Raw genomic sequence first — 20935 nt, forward strand, 5'->3', positions numbered from 1 at the left:
TGCATTCTAAAAAGTTAACGGGATACTACCGGACCGGTATCGATGCGGTCCAAACGGGAATGCGCAGGTGAAGATCGTGTCCGAACAAGGCCTGATAGCGGAGCTGGAGCGACTGGTTTCCGAGGATCGGAACCCGCGCACCATGGACATGGACCTGTTGCCGACGGTCGAATTGCTGCGCAGGATCAACGACGAGGACCAGGGCGTCGCCGGCGCGGTCGCCAAGGTGATCCCTGAGATCGCCGCCGCCGTCGACCGCATCGCCGCCGCCTTCCGGAAGGGCGGCCGCCTGATCTATATGGGCGCCGGCACCAGCGGCCGCATCGGCGTGCTCGACGCCTCCGAATGTCCGCCGACCTTCCGCGTGCCGCCGACCATGGTGGTCGGGCTGATCGCCGGCGGCTATGACGCGCTTTTGAAGGCGACCGAGGGTGCGGAAGACAGCCAGGCCAAGGGCGCCGAGGCGCTGGCCGAGATCGGGCTGACCGCGAAGGACGTGGTGGTCGGCATCGCGGCCAGCGGGCGCACGCCCTATGTCATCGGCGGGCTGAACCACGCCAGGAAGATCGGCGCCACCACGGTGGCGCTGTCCTGCAACCCGCAATCGACGATTGCCGATATCGCCGAGATTGCCATTTCGCCCGTGGTCGGCCCGGAAGCGCTGACCGGGTCGACGCGGATGAAATCCGGCACCGCCGAGAAGCTGGTGCTGAACATGCTGACCACGGCCAGCATGGTGAAGATCGGCAAGACCTATCAGAACCTGATGGTCGACCTGAAGGCGTCGAACAGGAAGCTGGTGGCGCGCGCGGCGCGCATCGTCATGCAGGCGACCGAGTGTACGCTGGAGGAGGCTGAAGCGGCACTTGCCAAGACCCATAACGACGTGAAGCTGGCCATCCTGATCACAATGACGGGGATGAACCTCGCCGAGGCGCGGATTGCGCTGGAAGGTGCTAACGGCTTCCTGCGAAAAGCGATCGAACACGGCGGGCCTGCCGCGATGTGAGGCTGTCGGCATCGATCCGGACTTGGACAAAGAAGACCATTTCGACCAAGAAGAACATAAAGGGAGGATGAAATGACCAGTCAATTCAAGCGCCTGCTCGGCCTGACCGCGGCCATCGTGCTCGGCGCCACCGCATTTGCCGGCACCGCCGACGCGGCCAAGCTGCGCATGGCCTGGGCGCAGGATGCCACCGGCCTCGACCCGCACAAGCAGACAGCCTTTTCCTCGCTGCGTCTTTTGGAACTCATCTATGAGCCGCTGGTGCGCCTCGATGCGGAACTCAAGATCGTGCCCGGCATCGCCAAGAGCTGGGCCTTCTCCGCCGATGGCAAGGAACTGACCTTCAAGCTCGACCCCAAGGCGAAATTCCAGAACGGCGCAGCGGTCACTCCGGCCGACGTCAAGGCCTCGTTCGAGCGCATCCTCGACGAGAAGACGGGGGCGGCCAACCGCGCCAACTATCTGTCGATCGCCAGCATCGAGACGCCGGACGCGGAAACCGTCACCTTCAAGCTGTCGCAGCCGGACGCGCCGATCCTGACCGCGATGACCGACACCAATTCCTCGATCGTTCCGGCGGCCGACATCGCCGCCGGCACCATCGGCACCAAGGCCGTCGGCTCCGGCCCGTTCAAGCTGGAGCGCTGGGACCCGAATTCCAAGGAAATACTCACCGCCAACAAGGACTGGGCCGGCGGAGCGACCGGCGTCGAGGGCATCGAGATCAGCGTTCTGCCCGACGAAACCGCCATCCTGGCGGCGATGCGCACCAGGCAGATCGACTTCGCGCTGCTCAACGACCCGCTGATCGCCACGCTGGTGCCGAAGGAGCCGAAGCTGCAGCTGAACCGCGCGCCGGTGCTTGCCTATCACGTGTTGCAATTGAACCCGGCGCGCAAGCCGATGAACGAGCTGGCGGTGCGCCAGGCCATTTCCTGCGCCGTCGACCGGCAGGCAGTGCTCGACACCGCCTCGCTTGGCGAAGGCAAGGTGACCGGCCCGCTGACCATGCCGTTCTTCGCCTCCGATCCGAACACGCTGTTCTGCTACAAGCGCGACGTGGAGAAGGCGAAGAAGCTGATGGCGGATGCCGGCATGACCGGCGGTTTCACCGCCACGGTCATCGCCGCCACCGGCGAGCCGCCGACGGCGGCGGCCGAGGCGCAGGTGCTGCAGGCGCAGCTCGCCGAGATCGGCGTCAAGCTGGACATCAAGATGATGGAGCTGAACGTCTATGTCGACACCTGGCTGAAGGGCGATTTCGACATGGCGATCGCGCTGAATGGCGGCCGGCCTGATCCATATACGATGTACAACCGCTACTGGACCAAGAACGGCAACCTGCAAAAGGTCTCGAACTTCGCCGACGACACGCTGGACGCGCTTCTGCAGAAGGGCCGCGTCGAGACCGATCCGGAAAAGCGCAAGGCGATCTTCGCCGATTTCGACAAGGAGCTCGCCGAAAAATCGCCCTGGGTGTGGCTCTACACCTCCTATGGCTATACGGCGCAGCAGAAGAACGTGCAGGGCTTCGTGCCGATGCCGACGGGCTCGCTGGCCAGCCTCGGCAAGGTGACCGTCGGGCAATGACGCGGACGGCCTTACCTTTCCTTCAACCGGGAGGGTAAGGCGCCTCGCCTGACCGAAACCCGCACATCCCGACACCCCGCACATCCCGACACAAGGGCACGTCGCGTGAACTATCTGATACGGCGCCTTGCGGCCTTCCCCCTCGTGCTGATCGGGGTTTCGATCGTCGTCTTCATCGCCATCCGTCTCGTGCCGGGCGATGCCATCACCGCGATGCTGGGCACCGAGGCCGGCCTTTTGACGCCGCAGCAGCGCTCGTCGCTCGCTGCCTATTTCGGCATCGACCAACCCTGGCCGGTGCAATACTGGCGCTGGTTCACCGGCCTGTTTTCGGGCGATCTCGGCATTTCCGTCACCTATGGCAAGCCGGTGCTGGCGGTGATCCTCGAGCGTTTCCCGCTGACGCTGGAACTGGCGCTGCTGTCGATGCTGATCGCGCTGGCGATCGGCGTGCCGGCCGGCGTCTTCGCCGCCACCCGCAACGAGCGGCCGGCGGACCTTGGCGTGCGCGTCGCCGCCATGATCGGCCAGTCGACGCCGAGCTTCGTCGTCGGGCTGGTGCTGATCTACATCCTGTCCGCGGGTTTCGGCGTTTTGCCGACGATGGGCGCCTTCACCCCGCTCTGGCAGGATCCGCTGCAGAATCTCGGCCAGATGATCCTGCCTGCGGTCACGCTGGGCTGCGCCTTCGCCGCATCGGTGACGCGGGTGTCGCGCTCGGCCATGCTCGACGTGCTGAGCGACGACTATGTGCGCACGGCGCGGGCCAAGGGCGCGCCGGAACGCAGCGTCATCTGGCGGCACGCGCTGCCCAACGCGCTGGTGCCGGTGGTGACGCTGAGCGGCATCGAATTCGGTTACCTGCTGGGCGGCGCCGTCATCGTCGAGCAGATCTACGCGCTGCCCGGCCTTGGCCGCATGGTGCTGGAAGCGATTTTGCAGCGCGACTACGCGCTGGTGCAGGGCTCGGTGCTGTTCATCGCCCTCAACTTCATGATCGTGAACCTCCTGGTCGACCTCGCCTATGTGGCGCTCGACCCGCGCATTCGCCTGGAAGGCCGGTGATGGGCATGGTCAGAGCCATCTTCGCGCATCCCAGCGGCCGCATCGGCGGCGCGATCGTGCTGGTCTATGTTGTCATCGCGCTGTTCGGCGCCTTCGGCCTGACCCCGCACGATCCGCTGATGCAATACCGCATCGACCGGCTGCACGGGCCGTCTCCCTCCTACTGGATGGGCACCGACCTGTTCGGCCGCGACGTGGCGAGCCGGCTGATGAAGGGAGTGGGCCAATCCTTCACCGTGGCCTTCTTCTCGGTCGCGGCGGCCGCGCTCTCCGGCACGGTGCTCGGCCTCACCGCCGCCTGGTACGGCAAACGCTGGGACACGGTGATGATGCGGCTGATGGACGTGCTGCTGGCTTTCCCCGCAATCCTGTTGGCTCTCTTGGTGGTGACGATCATCGGACCCGGCACCTGGACCAGCGTGGTGGCGATCAGCATCGTCTACACGCCGATCTTCACACGCGTGGTGCGCGGCCCGGCGCTTTCGCTGAAAACCCGCGACTTCGTCGACGCCGCGCGCACCTTCGGCTCCAGCCGTTTCTACATCCTGACCCGCCACCTGCTGCTCAACCTCGTGGCGCCGCTCACCGTGCAGGTGACGCTGGCGCTCGCCTGGGCATTGCTGACGGAGGCGGGCCTGAGCTTCCTCGGCCTCGGCACCCAGCCACCGGCCGCCTCGCTCGGCCTGATGTTGAGCGACAGCCGCAATTTGATGGAACAGGCGCCGTGGCTGCTGGCATTCCCGGCACTGGCCATCATGCTCTCCATCCTGGGCTTCAATCTGCTCGGCGACGCGCTGCGCGACATCCTCGACCCGAAGACGAGGAGGGCGTGAGATGAAACCCATTCTCTCCGTCCGCGACCTGCATGTCAGCTTTGGCCGAGCGCCCGATGCCAAGGAAGTCGTGCATGGCGTGAGCTTCGAGGTTGGCGTCGGCGAGGTGCTGGCGATCGTCGGCGAAAGCGGCTCGGGCAAATCGGTCACCGCGCTGTCGACCAACCGGCTGATCGATTATGCCGGCGGCCGCATCACCAGCGGCACCATCGAGCTGCTGCGCGCCGACGGCACGGTCACCGACATCGGCAGCGCCAGCACGCAGGAACTGACGAAAATCCGCGGCGCCGAAATCGGCGTGATCTTCCAGGAGCCGATGACCTCGCTGAACCCGGTGCTGAGCATCGGCGCGCAGGTGGAAGAAGCGTTCCGGCTGCATCGCGGCCTGACCGGCAGACAAGCCAAAGCGGCGGCGCGCGAGGCACTGGAGCGGGTGCGCATCCCCGATGCGGAGCGGCGCCTGTCGGCCACGCCCGACCAGCTTTCCGGCGGCATGCTGCAGCGGGTGATGATCGCCATGGCGCTGGCCTGCAACCCGCGCCTTTTGATCGCCGACGAGCCGACGACGGCACTCGACGTGACGGTGCAGGCGCAGATCATGGCGCTGCTGGCCGAGCTTCGGCGCGAGACCGGCATGTCGATGATCTTCATCAGCCACGACATCGGCCTGGTGGCCGGCATCGCCGACCGCGTGATGGTGATGCAGGACGGCCACGCGGTCGAACAGGGCGAGCTCGGCCAGATCCTCGACCATCCGCAGCATCCCTATACCAAACATCTTTTGCATGCCGTGCCGCACTTTTCCGGCGGCGACGCGGCACGGACGGACACCATCCGCGCGCAGGCGGACGAGATGCGGCCGACGGTGGCCAAACCGACGCTCGCGGTGGACGATCTCGTCGTGCGTTATCCCTTGAAGAGCGGCTGGCTGAGCCGGCCTTTCGGCGCGGTTCACGCGGTGGATGGCGTCGGCTTCGACCTTTTGCCCGGCGAAACGCTGGCGATCGTTGGCGAAAGCGGCTCGGGCAAGTCGACCACGGCGCGCGCCGTGCTTGGTCTCGTGGCGCCGACGCGCGGCGCGTTCTCGGTCGACGCACATGCGGCGCGGCCCGGACAAAGCCGGCTGCCGGTGCAGATGGTGTTCCAGAACCCCTATGCCTCGCTCAACCCGCGCCTCAGCATCGAGCAGATACTGGGCGAGCCGGTGATCGCCGCCGGCCAGCGCATCGACGCCACTGTGCGCGCCAGGATGACGGCGCTGCTCGCGCGCGTCGGGCTGCCGCAGGACAGCCTGGCGCGTTATCCGCACCAGTTTTCCGGCGGCCAGCGCCAGCGACTGTGCATCGCGCGCGCGCTGATGCTCAACCCCTCGGTGGTGGTGCTGGACGAGGCTGTCTCCGCGCTCGACGTTTCGGTACAGGCACGCGTGCTGGAACTTCTGGTCGACCTGCAGCGCGAATACGGCCTTGCCTATCTATTCATTTCGCACGACATGGCGGTGGTGGAACGTATCGCGCACCGGGTTGCCGTGATGTTTGCCGGCCAGATCGTCGAGATCGGCGAGGCGAAATCGGTGCTGTCCGATCCGCAGCATCCCTACACGAAAAAGCTGATCGGCGCGGTGCCGACCATCGCGCGGCGGCGCCAGCATTTCGAGCTCGATACAAGGCAGGTGCCCTCGCTGGTCAGGCCGCTCGGTTTCGAGCCGCCGCCGGCGACATGGCGCGAATATGGGCGCGACCACAAGGTGCGTGCGGAGGCCTGAAGGGGAACAACAAGGAATGGCCAGCGACGATTTCCGCCAGCGTTTCGACCGTGCCTTTGCCCCGCTGCAGGGGGCGATCGAAGCCGGCCGCATCCCCGGCGGCGTGCTGGGCCTGGCGACGCGCGACGGCCAGCGGCTGACCCGCGCCATCGGGCTGGCGCAACGCGTGCCGGGCGAGCGGCCGATGCGGGAGGACAGCTGGTTCGACCTCGCCTCGCTTACCAAGGTGATCTTCACGACGCCGCGCATCCTGGCGCTGGCCGAGGCAGGCGCGATCGATCTTGATGCGCCCTTGACCACGGCCCTGCCGGACCTGCGCCAATACGATGCCGATGCCTGGGAACGGCAGGTGACGTTCCGCCAGTGCCTCGGCCACCAGACGCCGTTCCCCGCCGTCGCGCCGATCTACACCTATGGCCGCGACCCCGATTTGTTGCGCACCTTCGTGCTGCAACGCGAATGGCGCCGGCTGGACGAGCCGGTCTATTCCGACATCAATTTTATTCTTCTCGGGCTCGCCATGGAGCGGCTGTCCGGCAAGACGATCCGCGCCATGGACGCGGGGCCGGGTTTCGCGTTCTTTGCCGAACCGGAGCGATCGGCGGCGACGGAGGACTGCACCTGGCGCCACCGGGTTTTGAGTGGCGAGGTGCATGACGACAATTGTTCCGCCCTGCAAGGCGCCGGCCATGCCGGGCTGTTCGGCACGGCCGGTTCGGTGCTCGACTTCGCGCAAGGCCTGCTCGACGGCAGCGGCGCCTCGGCAAGCGCCGTCGCGCTGATGCGGAAACCGCTGTCGGCCAGGCGCACACATGGCTGGGAACACGCTTATGCCGGCTGGTCGGGTGGCGATGGTTGCAGTGCCGGCACGATCGGCCATACCGGCTTCACCGGCACCGGGCTGTGGATCGACTTCGACGCAGGCCACGCCTGGACCTTGCTCACCAACCGCATTCACCCGACCCGCCATTTCGACAGCGGCATTGTCGATCTTCGCCGCCAGGTCGGCGACCTCTTGAACGGAGCAGAACCATGAACCCCATCTGGTCGGTCGGGCTGATGACCGGCACCGTGCTCGACGGCAATATCGACGTCGCGCTGTTGAAGACCGACGGCGAACGCATCGAGACTTTCGGGGCCTATGCGCTGGTGCCCTACGACGCCCCCATTCGCCCCATGCTGGAGGAAGCGCAGGCTGCAGCCCGCGTCTGGAATTTCGAGGGGCCGGAACCGGCGATCTTCGCCGAGGCCGAGGCCGCATTGACCCGCGCGCAATCGGCGGCGGTGAAAAAGGTGGTGGAAGAGGCCGGCATGACGATGGCCGAGATCGGCGTCGTCGGCTTCCACGGCCAGACCGTGCTGCATCGCGGCCCGCAGAAGGGCCGGCCTGGCGACACGCGCCAGCTCGGCGACGGCGCGCTGATGCAATCCATTCTCGGCACAAAAGTGGTCTACGACTTCCGCACCGCCGACATCCGCGCCGGGGGCCAGGGCGCGCCGCTGGCGGCGGTCTATCACGCGGCGCTGCTTGGTACGGCCGGCGCGCACGGTGACAGCGCCATCCTCAACCTGGGCGGCGTCGGCAACGTCACCTGGTGGGACGGCAAGGGCGACATCGTCGCCTTCGACACCGGCCCGGCGAACGCCCCGATCAACGACTTCATCAAGGCGCGGGGCTTGGGCGAAATGGATCGCGACGGCGCCCTTGGCGCCGCCGGCAAGGTGGACGAGGCGCGGCTGGCGAAGCTGCTGGAGCACCCCTATCTCGCGGCGCCCTTCCCGAAATCGCTCGACCGCTTCGACTTCACCGCGGCAATGGCCGACGGTTTGAGCGATGAGGACGGCGCCGCCCTGCTCACGGCGTTCAGCGCTTCCTGCGTCGGCAAGGCGCTCGACCTTTTGCCGCGGCGGCCGAAGACGCTGTTCGTGTCGGGCGGCGGCCGCCACAACCCGACATTCATGGCGATGCTGACCAGCCGCGCCGGCGTCGATGCGGTTTCCGCCGACAAGCTCGGCTGGCGCGGCGATGCCGTGGAGGCCGAGTGTTTCGCCTTCCTGGCGGTGCGCGCGCTGCGCGGCCTGCCGATCAGCTTCCCCAGCACCACCGGCGTGCCGAAGCCGATGACCGGCGGACGCATCGCGGGGTGACAGGCGGCCTCGCCTCCCCACTCGCGGGGCGGCGGGTCAGCCTTCTTCGCCGACCCGCAAACTCTTCGCCAAAAAGGTCCGCGTGCGGCCTTTCGGGAAATCCGGCAGGGTTCCGAAGGGCTGATAACCCTGGCGCTGATAGACCTTCAGCGCGGTCGGATTGAAGGTATCGATATAGGCACCGTGGCAGCCGCGCGCGGTGGCCTCGTCCTCGGCCGCCTGCAGCATCCTTGCCGCCATGTTCTGGCCGCGCAGGCTCTCGTCCACCCAGAGCCACTGCACGTAGAGCCAACCCCAGGCGGTGTAGCCGGAGATGCCGGCGGCCAGCCTGCTCTTGTCATCGCGAACCAGCACCGCCAGCGCGCGCCGCTCCGCCGGGCCGACATCCTGAACGTTGAACGCCGCGAGGCTGTCGCCAACGACGGCGAGCACCACGGGGTCGGGGGTCTCGGTGACTTCGATCTTCATGCGGTGCCTTCCAGTCCCTGCCTTACCGGCAAAGCCGATCCGGGACTTGGTGTAGCGGCCTTCGCCGGCCGCTTCAACGGCGCGGCGGTGCTGTTGGCATCGATCGGGCCGATGCCTGCGAAGATCGCGAATAGGCGGACAGGTCCTCCCCCTCAAAGCCGATTGCGCAGCAAGGTCGCGACCACGAAGAGCGCGCCGACCGAGGAGGTGATGATGCCGATCGGCAGTTCCTGCGGCGGCAGCAAGGTGCGGGCCAGGAGATCGCTGGCCAGGAGCAGGACGGCGCCGAAAACCGCGCAGGCAATGACCAGCCGCAGATGGAGCTGTCCGGCGAAACGGCGCGCCAGATGCGGGATCATCAGGCCGACAAAGCCGATGACGCCGGCGACCGAGACGAGGATGGCGGTGGAGAAGGCGGCCGCCAGGAAGGTGAAGGTCCTGAAGCGGGCGACCGGAACGCCGAGGCTTTCGGCGGTGTTCTCGCCGGCCAGGAACGCGTCGAGCCAGCGATGGTAGCGCAGCGCGAAGGCCAGGATGACGGTGGCGCCGAGAAGCGCCAGGCCGATATTGCTCCAGCGGGCGAGACCGAGCCCGCCCATGGTCCAAAACAGCACGGAATGGGCGGCGCGCTGGTCGCCGGCGAAGACCAGGTAATTGGTCAGCGCCGTGAACAGGAACGAGACGGCGAGGCCGGCGAGGATCAGCCGTTCCGGCCCCTGGCCGCGAATGCGGGCGACAAGCAAGAGCACGACGATCGCGGTGAGGATGCCGCCGGCGAAGGCGGCAAGCGGCAAGGTCCAGATGCCGAGCCGGTCGCCGAAGACGGTGATGACCGAAACCGCGCCGGCGGCCGCGCCTGACGACAGGCCGAACAGGAACGGGTCGGCCAGATCGTTGCGCGTCACCGTCTGCAACAGCGCGCCGACGACGCCGAGGCCAGCGCCGACGCAGATGGCGAGGATCGCCCTCGGCAATCTCAAGTCGACGACGATCTTCTCGACCGGCACCGAAACGGCGGCCGCGTCGAGGCCGACGGCGCGCGCAAGTGCCGCGATCACGTCTCCCAACGGAATGACCGTCGAGCCATAGGCGATCGACAGCAGCGCCAGCAGGACAATCAGTGCCGCGCCAATACCGATCGCCGCGCCGTAGGACCTCGTCACGTTCAGAAAGCCTCCGGGTGCATGGCCTTGGCGATCTTGTCGATGGCTTCGATGTTGGCCGGCCCGGGCGTCAGCTCCGCATAACGAAGGGCGACGAAGCGGTTGTTCTTGACCGCGTCCGTTTCCTTCATGGCCGGGTGGCTTTTAAGAAAATCAATCAGCTTCCGGTAGCCGGCCGCATCCTGGTAGTCGAGCAGGACCAGGAATTCCGGGTTCCTGGCGGCGACCGTCTCCCAGTCGGTGTTGCCCCAGCTGGTCTGCATGTCAGCCATGATGTTGGTGCCGCCGGCGGCCTCGATCATCGCGGTCGGAATGGCGAATTTGCCGGCGGTGAAAGGCTTGTCCTCGCCGGAATCGTAGAGGAAGACGCGCGTGCCGCTGCGGTTGCCGACCTTGGCGGTGATAGTGCCAAGCCTTTCCTTCCAGCCGGCGACCAGGGCGTTCGCCTTCTCTTCCTTGCCGAAAATCTTGCCGAGTTTCTCGACGTCGCCAAACAACAGGTCCATCGACGCCGCCGGGCGGTTCTTGTCGACGTGGATACAGCTTTCGGTGAGAAGCAGCGTCTTGATGCCGTGCGGGGCCAGCGTATCAGGCGTCACCTCGCCGCCGGGCTTCATGCCGTAATACCAGCCGGCGAAGAAGAAATCGGGCTCGACCGCGAGCAGGTTTTCCAGCGTCGGATACTTCGGCGCGAGTTCCGGGATCGCGCCCTGGGCGGCCTTGAACGCGGCATCGACCTTGTACCAGCCGGTGATGCCGGTCAGGCCGACGATCTCGGGCTGCAGCCCCAGCGCGAAGGCCATTTCAGACATGTTGAGATCGTTGATGACCGCGCGCTTGGGCGGCGCGTCGAAAGTCAGCGGAACGCCGCAATTGTCGACGGTGACCGGGAAGGCAAAAGCCGCCGATGCAAACAGCGAGAGGGCAAGACCAAGCGCAAGACGTTTCATGGGAACTCCGTTGGGATTGTTCAGCGGGAAAGGCGGATCGGAACGTCGAAGACCGTCAGTTCGCGGTCCCGTTCTTCCGGATGGGGGAACCGCAACACGTCGATCGAAAAGACCTCGCGCACCAGAGCGGGCGTCAGCGTCTCGACCGGCGAGCCGAGCGCGCGCAACCGCGCCTTGTCCATGACGGCGACATGGGTGGCAAAGGGCGCGACCAGCGGCAGGTCGTGCAAGACGGTGACGACGGCGATGCCCAGCCTGGCAACGAATTCGAGCAATTCGCCGCGCGCGCGGGGGTCGAGGTGATTGGTCGGCTCGTCGAGGAACAGCACGGTCGGCCGCTGCGCGATGGCGCGGGCAAGCTGGGCGCGCTGGCGCTCGCCGCCGGAGAGTGAGCCCATGGCGCGCGCTTGCAGCGGCAGCAGGCCGGTCTGACCAAGCGCATCGACAACGATGTCGCGCTCGTCCGCCTGGCCATGCAGGCTGGCATGCGGGATGCGACCGAGCCCGACATAGTCGAGGACGGACAGGCGTGGGTCCGGCTGGTCGGACTGGCCGACGACGGCGATCCTGCGCGCCCGCTCGGCCATCGACAGCCGGTCGAGCCGTTGGCCCTCGAGGCTGACCGTGCCCCGGCTCGGGCGCAGCATGCCGCACAGCATGCGCAAAAGCGTCGTCTTGCCGGCGCCGTTGGGGCCGATGATGGCGAGCCTTTCACCGGCTGCCAGGTCGATGCCGACTTCCTCGACGAGGCTGACGCCGGTTTCAGGCCGGTAACAAAGGCCGCGGGCCTGAAGAACCGGCCCGTTCATGGCAGAACGTCCGATGCGACGCGTGAGGTGCGTGGCGAGACCGACGCGGCCGCCGCGCGGCATACGCGTTTGCGTCGAAGAGCAGCAATACCTTCCACCGATCTCTCTTTCGATCAGGCGCGGAAGGATGGCCGGGATGACGGCAGACGCCGCCCTCTAAGCTTCCTCCCGGCACACCCCGTCCGGTCAACTCGTTGCGATGGCAGGTCTCCTGGCTCGCGGGTCTCGGCTCGGTCCTGCCTTCCCGGCCTGTCGGCCAGTGGCGTATTTCGGACTTTGCTACCGCTTACAGTTGCGGGGGCAGCCATGGCCTCGGCCCGAAGAGCCTCACCATGTTCCCTTTTCACCCCGGACCTTTCGATTCGGGGAACCATCGTCGGGCACCCTATTGGGGCGGCCGCCGCGTGGCAATGGCCATTCATGCTCGCCCGCGGAGCCGGCGGCGGGCCGATCGCCGGGCGGCGTATAACGAACGCGCGGGCGGTGGCAGTCGCAGTCGATATGGCTCCGGGCGGTGAACAGTTTGCGCAGCGAAGCGATGATCATGCCGCCTGCCCTTCCCAGTTCGGGAACGGATCGGACATGTCGCGCCACAGCTCCGGCGCGAAGACCGGACAATCGACGAGGCAGGCATCGAGCTCGGCCCGGATATGGACCTCGTTCATGGGATTGCAGCCGATGAAGACCAGTTCCTGGCGGCGGTCGCCCCACATTGGATCGAGATAGGGCAGCATGGCGTCCCGCCATTCATTGCTGTCGGGCCAGCGGTTGCGGGGAACTGCGGCCCACCACAGGCCGCGCCTGCCGGTTTTGACCAGCGCGCCGGCCTGGCTCAGTTCGCCGACATGGCTTGGCCGCGTCGCCAGCCAGAAAAAACCCTTGGCGCGCACCACGCCCGGCCACGGCCGGCTGACGAATGCCTTCAGCTTCATTGGATCGAAGGGGCGGCGCTCGCGATAGACAAAGGAGCGGATGCCGTATTCCTCGGTCTCGGGCATGTGGTCCTTGAAGCCGTTCAGCTCCTTGAACCAGAGCGGGTGCTGTTCGGCGCGTTCGAAATCGAAGCGGCCGGTGTCGAGCACCTTGCCGAGCGGGACGCGGCCGAAATCCGCCTCGATCAGTTCGGCCTCGGGGTTGAGCGCACGGACGATCTTGCGCGCCAGTTCGCGATCGGGCGCGGCGCAGGCCGAGACCTTGTTGAGCACGACGACATCGGCGAATTCGATCTGCTCGACCAGCAGATCGACCAGAGCGCGCTCGTCGGATGCGCCGAGCGAAGCGCCGCGATCGCGCAGGAAGTCGGCGGAGGAATAGTCTCGCAACAGGTTTGCCGCGTCGACCACGGTGACCATGGTGTCGAGGCGGCAGACGTCGGACAGGCTGGCGCCCGTCTCGTCGCGGAATTCGAAGGTGGAGGCGACGGGCAGCGGCTCCGAAACGCCAGTGGATTCGATCAGCAGATAGTCGAACCGCCCCTGCTCGGCGAGCTGGCGCACCTCCTTCAACAGATCGTCGCGCAGCGTGCAGCAGATGCAACCATTGGTCATCTCAACCAGCTGCTCGTTGGTGCGCGACAGGTTGGCGCCGCCGTCGCGGACGAGCGCGGCATCGATGTTGACCTCGCTCATGTCGTTGACGATGACTGCGACGCGGCGGCCCTCGCGGTTGTGCAGGATGTGGTTGAGAAGCGTCGTCTTGCCCGCCCCCAGGAAGCCGGAGAGCACGGTGACGGGAAGGCGGTTTGGACTGGGTTGGGGCATGGCTGCTTTCCGGGGATGACGATGAGGTCTGCGGCGGGTGAGGCAAAGGGTGCGGACGGGCCGTGTCGTCACGTCCGGCATCGGTGCCCGCCTTGGCGAGGTAGTTTTGTTATAACGTAACATATTTTGAAAAGGCAAGCCTCGGTTTGAAATCTCCTGTGTCGGCGGAATTGTCGTGCGGGTCTTCGGCACGGCCCGCGCGACATGACGTCGGCAATTGCGTGTGCGCAACTGTCGGTCAGGCCTTCGGGGTGAATGTCGCTAGCAGCCCGCGCAACTGCTCGACCGATTTCAGCATGTCCTGATCCGACAGCGCGCCGAAGCCCAGGACAAAACCCTGCTTGCGGGGCGTGCCCTCGTAGAAGGCGGAAAGCGGCACCAGGGTCAGGCCGAGCTTTTCGCCCGCCCTTGCCAAAGCCTGGTCGTCGATCCCTCGGAGAGTGTTTTCGTCCAGTTCCACGATGACATGCTGGCCGCATTCGCTGTTTGACACTTTCAGCCAGGCGGACAGATTGTTTTCGAGCAGCTCTACGAAACGCGCGCGACGAAGCGAATAATGTCGCCGCATCTTGCGCAGATGGCGGGTGAAATGACCGCGTTCCATGAAGCGGGCAAGCGCCAGCTGGCTTGCGGCCGGTGCGTGGTTGCCGGTCGCCGCGCGGACGTTGCACAGCGGATCGACAAGGGGCTTCGGAACAACGAGATAGGCAAGCCGCAAGGCGGGAAACAGCATCTTGGAAAAGGAACCGAGATGAATGACGCGCTCGCCGCCATCCAGGCCCTGCAGCGCCGGCAGCGGATTGCCCAGATGCCGGTATTCGCTGTCGTAATCGTCCTCCAGGACCCAGGCACCGACCGCGCGCGCCGCCGCAAGCAGCGAAAACCGCCTCGCCGGGCTCATCGTCATGCCGAGCGGAAACTGGTGGCACGGTGTTGCGCAGATCAACCTTGCCCCGGACCACTCGGCGCTGTCGGCCGGGACGATCAACCCCTCCCCGTCAACGGGCTTTGGGCGAACGGACAGTCCCCATGAGGCAAGCACGCTCTTCAGGCCGCTGTAGCCCGGCTCTTCGACAATCGCTTCATCATTCGGCGCAAAAAGGGCGCGGCACAGGAGATCAATGCCATCCTGGGCGCCGCCGACAATGAAGACCTGATCGTCCTCGCAGCGGACATTCCTGGCGGCCCTCAGATAGGCGGCGACCACTGAGCGCAGCTGCGCGTTTCCGCGTGGATCGTCGTGTTCCGCCAGCTGATGACGCGTCGTTCGCGACGCGGCAGCGACGCATTGCGCCCACGCCTTGGCTGGAAAGGCCTCGGACGAAGGCAAGCCCGGCGTGAAGGCCGGATTGCGGGATTGCGGCGCCAATGCGTGGCGCAGCGTAGCCTGGCCGCGCGCGGACAGCACCGACCCGGGCCGTGCTTCCGGCACGTCGGCGCCAGGCGCCGGCTGCGTCGAACTGCGTTCGGGAAGCATGCGGGAGACGAAGGTTCCGGCGCCGGCCCGCGCCTCCAGATAGCCCTCGGCGACGAGTTGGCTCAACGCTTCAGCGACGGTGTTGCGGGAGATGTCCAGCTCCAGCGCCAGATTGCGGGACGAAAGCAACCGGGTTCCCGGCGGCAGCTCTCCGGCGAGGATCTTCGCGCGCAGCTGGTGATAGAGCTGGCGCCCGAGCGAACGTCCCTGCCGCCGGTCGATGCCGAGCGGTGCCAGTTCACCCATATTCGTTGCCATCATTGTCCCCGCGACGCGTTCAAGACCAATGGCCCATGAAATCCGATATTTTCTGGAACTGGAAGTGGGACAAGATAACGCTTCAACATGCGGACAGCCGCTGATGACCAGCGGCCGACATCTGGAGAAGCGACAATGGCCATTGGCACCGAATCCGCACTGTATCAAACCATCCACCGGCAGCCCGCCGACCTGAGAAGGGTTCTCTCGGAAGAGTGGAAGCCGGCGGCGGAAGCGGCCACGATATTGGCCGGTGCGCGGCGCGTGTTCCTGGCCGGCATGGGCACGAGTTATTGCGCGGCCCTGGCCGGCGCCTGGATGCTTCGCGCCGCCGGCGCCGATGCCCGGCCGGTCAATTCCTACGACCTCGCATGCTACACGGATGCCTATCGGCCGTCGGAAAAGGACGTGTTCATCATCCTGTCTCACACCGGCGTGAAGCACTATTCGCGTGTGCTGTTCGATGTCGCCAGGCAGGCGCGCTGCCGCGTCGTGGCCATTGCCGGAACCGAGGCGGCGATCGGCGATGCCGATGCGGTGCTGCGCACGACGCAGCGCGAGACTTCGGCTGCCTACACCTCGTCCCACCTCTGCGCCATGGCGGCCATCGCCCAGATCGCAACCGAACTGGGGGATATCCGTCGATCTGACGGGACCGCCGGTTTCCGCCGATGCCTGGAGGCGATGCCGAGCCAGGTCGAGGAGGTGATCGAGCGCGGCGAAGAACTGGCGCCGTTCGCGCGCCGCTCGGCCAGCCGCGCGAACTACGCGGTCGGCGCCGGGCCCAACGAAGCGTCGGCCTGGGAAGTGGTGATCAAGGTTCGCGAGGCTGCTTTCGGCAAGATAGACGGGCTCGGGCTGGAGCAATATCTGCATGGCCCGGTCGTATCGCTCAACGCCGGCGACGGCGTGCTTCTGGTGAACTACCCCGGCGCCTCGACACGCCGCGTCAACGTGGCCGCCAGGGTCTTCGACATGATCGGCGCCGACATGCTCGTTCTGGGAGACGCACCGGAGCAGCCGACCGACGCCGCCGTCTTCCCCCTGCCCTCCACCGACGAACATCTCTCGCCGATGCTGTCGCTGCTGCCGATGCAGTTCTTCGCCTATCACATGGCGGCGGCCCAGGGCGTCAATCCCGACATGGCGCGTCGTGACACGCCAAAATACCACGCCGCGATTGCCGAACTGCTCAGGGCCTGAGGGGCGAAGCGATCCGAGACAAGGGCAGGTGGTCGTGGGTGATCCGGGTCACTCAGGAAATTGACGGTGAACGACCTTCGGAAGCCGGGGCATGGACCTGGTCGGCCATTGCGTCTTTATGCTCCCGATGCATAGTCAGGTTCGTCCAACGCGTTTTCGTCCGGCAATGGTCTAGCGACTGATCGCGCCGGACGAAAACGCGGTGGCGGTCGCGTTGCCCTTGCTCGGCATCGCCAGAATGCGTTTCGCGAACGGAGGCGCTGTTCAAGCCCTCCTCTAATCAACACCCCAGTCTCCCCGGCAGTTGGACCGCGTTGCTGGATCCCGCTTCCGTCGGAGCTCGCGAACGCAGCCCCCACTTGACTTGTTTTTATACAATGTCTAATATTGCACATAGTTCAATTATTGCCGCAAGGTTGAACCCGCCGAGCACCGGAGCAACTAACATAGGCACTCCTCGGCCAGGGATCAGTCCAGCAAAACGACGGCGATGCATCGCCAAGCCGGCGTAGTTGGACGCGAATTAGACGTCACTCGCATTTAGACATTGTATATTTTTGGAACACGCCATGGCCAGCAGACCGCAACTCGGGAAAAGTCAGCGCACACGTCTTCGTATCGCCGAGACCGCCCACGCGCTGTTCGAGCGCCACGGCTTCGACGCCGTGACCATGGAACAGATCGCCATCGAAGCCGACGTCGTACGCGGAACGCTTTACAACCACTTCCCGGTGAAGGAGGCCGTGCTCGTCGAATGGATGCACCTACGCCTGGCCGAAGATTTGGCCCCTTTGATAGGGCAGGTCATGACGCAGCGTTCATTTTCGGCCCGCATCTCGACCCTGCTGGACGCGTCCGCGTTATGGTGGGAGCAGCACCGGCAATACGCAGCCGCCTATCTCCGCTTTCGCTTCCAGCAATTGAAGCAAGGAGAGGCTGGGCAGACGTCCTCCGACATGGCCGCCGCCTATGCGGCTCTCATCGCCAAAGCCCAGGAGGTTGACGAAGTGCGCGTCGACGAATCCGCCATCCGGCTCGCCAACTATCTGCATTTCCTCATTCTCTACGCACTGATGACTTGGCTTGAAAGCCCGACGGCATCGTTGCGCGATGAGCTCGCGCATGCGTTCGAGTTCTTCATGCTCGGCGCGAAACCTCGTTGATCCATTTCCTCTTTTCATTGCGAGAAACAATATGACCATCAACTGGCCTGTAGCCGTTTGCGCCCTGATCGTCGCCGTCATCGGCGCGATGCACCTGGTGTACACGCTGTTCGGAACCGAACTTCATCCTCGCGAAGAAACGGCGCTGAAAACACTCCGCAGCGCGACACTGCGCGTCAGTCCCGGCGCATCGATGTGGCGCGCCTGGATTGGCTTCAACGCGAGCCACAGCCTGGGCCTGATCCTGTTCGGCGCGATTTACGGCTATCTGGCCTTGTTGCAGCCCGCGGTGCTCGAACTCCCCGCCTTGTCCGCGGTCGGCGCGGGGTTCCTGGCCACAATCGTGCTGATTGCAAAGCGTTTCTGGTTCAGCGTGCCTTTCATCATCATGTCCGTAGCCTTGGTGCTCTATCTGGCCGGAATGGTGATGGCGCACGGATGACCCGACGCGTCGGCTGACTTTCGAATTTCCAGACACCCCCGCCTTCAATTTTGGCGACGCGTTCTCCGTGGCCATCTCCGGCCATGGCCGCCACCCGCTGCGGGCGACCGGCACCGGCGCCCGCATCGCCTGCGAGCCGCCTTCCACGGCCATTCAGTCCCATTCCATTCCCTTCACTCATGGAGAGCCAGATGAAAACCGCCTCGCCCCAGCCTGTCGATCGCGCCCTCCTCGCCTGCGGCGTTGCGACTGCCCCGGTCTTCTACGCCGTCGTTGCCCTGCAACTGGCGCTGAGGCCGAGCCATGACATTCGGACCCAGCCTCTCAGCCTTCTTGCGCTGGGTGAGCTCGGCTGGATCCAGATCGCCAACTTTCTTTTGACCGGTTTTCTGGCGCTCGCTGGCGCGGTTGGGCTGCGCCGGGTTTTGCGTGACCAGCGCGGGAGCAGTGCTGGCCCCATCCTCGTCGGCCTTTACGGCCTTGGCATGATTGGGGCCGGATTGTTCGGCCCCGACCCGCTCCCTTCCCCGGGCCAAGCGCCGCAGATAAGCGCCACCGGCGCCTTGCATCTGGTGGCATTCCTGGTCTCGTTCCTGTCACTGATCGCGGCTTGCTTCGTCCTTGCGCGCCGGTTCAGTGCCGCGGGCAAGCCCGGCTGGATGGTCTACAGCATCGCCACGGCCCTGCTTGCCCCGGCGCTTGTTGCGACAGGCATAGCCAATCCTTCCTTTGCCGGTGTGATTATCGGAGGCGCCGGCGTCGTGCTCTTCGGCTGGTTTTCGCTCGTCTCTTTCGAGCTTCGCGACTCAAACGTCGTGTCGTGAGACTTGCCCAGCGCGGCACCAATTCGTCTTCCTGGACCACGCCCTTATTGGTCCTGAAAAAGGCTACGCGCGCCGGCATCGAACGAAGCGCAGGCTGCAACTGAATTGCAAGTTGCAGCCCTGAATCGGAAAATCCGCCCGGGACATCAACCGCCTCGTCACAGCGCGTGTCATCGCTCTTGAATTAATTGAACGTTCGTTTTATTATCCTCCAATCGGGAGGAGACGATGGCGAGAACAACGGGCTCTGACGGCGGCAGGACGCAGGCGGCGATCCGGGATGCGGCGCTGTCGCTGATCGCGCGTCACGGCTACGAGGCCGTCTCCATGCGCCAGCTGGCCGCCGAGGTGGGCGTGCAGGCCGCCGCGCTCTACCGCTATTTCCCGACCAAGGAAGACCTGCTCTACACGCTGATGCAGGACCATATGAACGGGCTGATCGCGGCCTGGGAAGGCGCACGCCCCGCCACGGTCGACCCGACGGCGCGGCTTGCCGCCTATGTCGAAAACCACATCGCCTTCCACATCGAGCGCCGCTCCTCGACGCATGTCTCCAACATGGAACTGCGCAGCCTCGCGCCGGAGCGGCTGACCCACATCCTGAAACTGCGCACGGCTTACGAGAAGGAATTGCGCACCATCCTGCGCGACGGCGCCGAGAAGGGCGTCTTTGCCGTCGACGATATCGGCCTCACCGCCATGGCACTGATCCAGATGATGACCGGCGTCATCGTCTGGTACCGGCCGGGCGAGCGGCTGTCGATCGACGGCGTCACCGAAACCTACCTATCCATGACCATGCGCCTTGTCGGCGCGCCACAGCCTGCTGGGGAGCAAAGGCATGTACACGCACACGCTTAATTTCGGATTGAACGAGGACGTCGAGGCAATCCGAGACCTGACGCGGCGCTTTGCCCAGGACAGGATCGCGCCGCTGGCGGCCGAGATCGATACCAGCAACGAATTTCCGCCGCATCTTTGGCCCGAACTCGGCGCACTCGGCCTGCTCGGCATGACCGCCGATCCGGACTATGGCGGCTCGGGCATGGGCTATCTGGCGCATGTGGTGGCGATGGAGGAGATCAGCCGTGCCTCGGCCTCGGTCGGGCTCTCCTACGGTGCGCATTCCAACCTGTGCGTCAACCAGATCAACCGCTGGGCAACGCCGGCGCAGAAGGAAAAATACCTGCCCAAGCTCTGTTCGGGCGAGCATGTCGGCGCGCTCGCCATGTCGGAGCCGGGTGCCGGCTCGGACGTGGTGTCGCTGCGCCTGCGCGCCGACAAGAAGAACGACCGCTATGTGCTGAACGGCACCAAGATGTGGATCACCAACGGCCCCGACGCCGAGACCATGGTGGTTTATGCCAAAACCGACCCGGAGCGGCATTCGCGCGGCATCACCGCTTTCATCATCGAGAAGAGCTTTGCGGGGTTCTCGGTGGCGCAGAAGCTGGACAAGCTCGGCATGCGCGGCTCCAACACCGGCGAACTGGTGTTCGAAAACGTCGAGGTGCCATTCGAGAACGTGCTGCACGAGGAAGGGCGCGGCGTGGAGGTTTTGATGTCCGGCCTCGACTATGAGCGCACGGTGCTGGCCGGCGGCCCGCTCGGCATCATGGCCGCCTGCATGGACGTGGCGATGCCCTATGTGCACGAGCGCAAGCAGTTCGGCCAGCAGATCGGCACCTTCCAGCTGGTGCAGGGCAAACTCGCCGACATGTATACGACCATGAATGCCTGCCGCGCTTACGTCTATGCCGTGGCGGCCGCCTGCGACCGCAAGGAGACGACCCGCAAGGACGCCGCCGGCTGCATCCTTTTTGCCGCGGAAAAGGCGACCTTGATGGCGCTGGACGCGATCCAGCTGCTTGGCGGCAACGGCTACATCAACGACTATGCGACCGGCCGCCTGCTGCGCGACGCCAAGTTGTACGAGATCGGCGCCGGCACCTCAGAAATCCGCCGCTGGCTGATCGGCCGCGAGATGATGGCGGAGGCGATCTGAGAT

At 65.5% G+C, this 20935-nt stretch carries 19 protein-coding genes and 1 riboswitch; of the genes, 13 read left to right on the forward strand and 6 right to left on the reverse strand.

Features of this window, described 5'->3' with window-relative positions:
- Positions 1-76 precede the first annotated feature (76 nt).
- From murQ to FZF13_RS27325, 7 genes are all read left to right on the forward strand, one after another.
- Positions 77-1009: an N-acetylmuramic acid 6-phosphate etherase gene (murQ, locus tag FZF13_RS27295; protein WP_024925433.1), complete on the forward strand. Its 933-nt coding sequence runs from the start codon at positions 77-79 to the stop codon at positions 1007-1009.
- 72 nt (positions 1010-1081) lie between these two features.
- A complete protein-coding gene (locus tag FZF13_RS27300) occupies positions 1082-2599 on the forward strand; it encodes an ABC transporter substrate-binding protein (protein WP_150978962.1) in 1518 nt (505 codons plus the stop codon).
- A 105-nt stretch (positions 2600-2704) separates the two neighbouring features.
- Positions 2705-3664, forward strand: a complete 960-nt coding sequence (locus FZF13_RS27305; RefSeq protein ID WP_024925435.1) for an ABC transporter permease — start codon at positions 2705-2707, stop codon at positions 3662-3664.
- Complete coding sequence (locus tag FZF13_RS27310) at positions 3664-4497, forward strand: ABC transporter permease (RefSeq protein WP_024925436.1); 834 nt, start codon at positions 3664-3666, stop codon at positions 4495-4497. Before FZF13_RS27305 ends, FZF13_RS27310 begins: the two co-directional genes overlap by 1 nt.
- A gap of 1 nt (position 4498) precedes the next feature.
- Positions 4499-6262, forward strand: coding sequence for an ABC transporter ATP-binding protein (locus FZF13_RS27315; protein WP_024925437.1), 1764 nt, complete (start codon positions 4499-4501; stop codon positions 6260-6262).
- A 16-nt stretch (positions 6263-6278) separates the two neighbouring features.
- Positions 6279-7298: a serine hydrolase domain-containing protein gene (locus FZF13_RS27320; protein WP_024925438.1), complete on the forward strand. Its 1020-nt coding sequence runs from the start codon at positions 6279-6281 to the stop codon at positions 7296-7298.
- Positions 7295-8410, forward strand: a complete 1116-nt coding sequence (locus FZF13_RS27325; RefSeq protein ID WP_024925439.1) for an anhydro-N-acetylmuramic acid kinase — start codon at positions 7295-7297, stop codon at positions 8408-8410. The genes FZF13_RS27320 and FZF13_RS27325 overlap by 4 nt, the downstream gene beginning before the upstream one ends.
- Before the next feature lie 36 nt (positions 8411-8446).
- Here the strand turns inward: FZF13_RS27325 and FZF13_RS27330 are convergent, their stop codons facing one another.
- The 6 genes from FZF13_RS27330 to pdxR form a co-directional block, all read right to left on the reverse strand.
- Positions 8447-8878 (reverse strand): GNAT family N-acetyltransferase, encoded by a 432-nt coding sequence (locus FZF13_RS27330; protein WP_024925440.1) that lies wholly within the window; start codon positions 8876-8878, stop codon positions 8447-8449.
- A 152-nt stretch (positions 8879-9030) separates the two neighbouring features.
- Complete coding sequence (locus FZF13_RS27335; protein ID WP_024925441.1) at positions 9031-10041, reverse strand: FecCD family ABC transporter permease; 1011 nt, start codon at positions 10039-10041, stop codon at positions 9031-9033.
- A gap of 2 nt (positions 10042-10043) precedes the next feature.
- Positions 10044-10991, reverse strand: a complete 948-nt coding sequence (locus tag FZF13_RS27340; RefSeq protein WP_024925442.1) for an ABC transporter substrate-binding protein — start codon at positions 10989-10991, stop codon at positions 10044-10046.
- A gap of 20 nt (positions 10992-11011) precedes the next feature.
- The gene (locus tag FZF13_RS27345) at positions 11012-11800 is read right to left on the reverse strand and encodes an ABC transporter ATP-binding protein (RefSeq protein WP_024925443.1); all 789 of its coding nucleotides are present in this window, start codon (positions 11798-11800) and stop codon (positions 11012-11014) included.
- A 184-nt stretch (positions 11801-11984) separates the two neighbouring features.
- Positions 11985-12190, reverse strand: a riboswitch (cobalamin riboswitch).
- A 152-nt stretch (positions 12191-12342) separates the two neighbouring features.
- Positions 12343-13560 carry a zinc metallochaperone GTPase ZigA gene (gene zigA, locus FZF13_RS27350; protein ID WP_024925445.1) on the reverse strand — a complete coding sequence of 406 codons (1218 nt, stop codon included), beginning with the start codon at positions 13558-13560 and terminating at the stop codon, positions 12343-12345.
- A 238-nt stretch (positions 13561-13798) separates the two neighbouring features.
- Positions 13799-15295: a MocR-like pyridoxine biosynthesis transcription factor PdxR gene (gene pdxR / locus FZF13_RS27355; RefSeq protein WP_024925446.1), complete on the reverse strand. Its 1497-nt coding sequence runs from the start codon at positions 15293-15295 to the stop codon at positions 13799-13801.
- Between the two features lie 135 nt (positions 15296-15430).
- Between pdxR and FZF13_RS27360 the strand changes: the two genes are divergently transcribed.
- The 6 genes from FZF13_RS27360 (at position 15431) to FZF13_RS27385 (ending at position 20932) form a co-directional block, all read left to right on the forward strand.
- On the forward strand, positions 15431-16498 hold the full coding sequence (locus FZF13_RS27360; protein WP_024925447.1) for an SIS domain-containing protein: 1068 nt from the start codon (positions 15431-15433) through the stop codon (positions 16496-16498).
- Between the two features lie 569 nt (positions 16499-17067).
- Entirely contained in the window at positions 17068-17661 is a 594-nt protein-coding gene (locus FZF13_RS27365; RefSeq protein WP_024925448.1) for a TetR/AcrR family transcriptional regulator, read from the forward strand.
- Between the two features lie 31 nt (positions 17662-17692).
- Positions 17693-18103, forward strand: coding sequence for an LIC_13387 family protein (locus FZF13_RS27370; RefSeq protein ID WP_024925449.1), 411 nt, complete (start codon positions 17693-17695; stop codon positions 18101-18103).
- Between the two features lie 191 nt (positions 18104-18294).
- Positions 18295-18927 (forward strand): DUF998 domain-containing protein, encoded by a 633-nt coding sequence (locus tag FZF13_RS27375; protein WP_036254882.1) that lies wholly within the window; start codon positions 18295-18297, stop codon positions 18925-18927.
- Positions 18928-19155: 228 nt separating this feature from the next.
- Positions 19156-19788 (forward strand): TetR/AcrR family transcriptional regulator, encoded by a 633-nt coding sequence (locus FZF13_RS27380; RefSeq protein WP_024925451.1) that lies wholly within the window; start codon positions 19156-19158, stop codon positions 19786-19788.
- Positions 19769-20932 (forward strand): isovaleryl-CoA dehydrogenase, encoded by a 1164-nt coding sequence (locus FZF13_RS27385; protein ID WP_024925452.1) that lies wholly within the window; start codon positions 19769-19771, stop codon positions 20930-20932. Before FZF13_RS27380 ends, FZF13_RS27385 begins: the two co-directional genes overlap by 20 nt.
- The last annotated feature ends 3 nt before the right edge of the window (positions 20933-20935 follow it).

The organism is Mesorhizobium terrae, assembly GCF_008727715.1.
In the GTDB taxonomy this organism is placed as follows: domain Bacteria; phylum Pseudomonadota; class Alphaproteobacteria; order Rhizobiales; family Rhizobiaceae; genus Mesorhizobium; species Mesorhizobium terrae.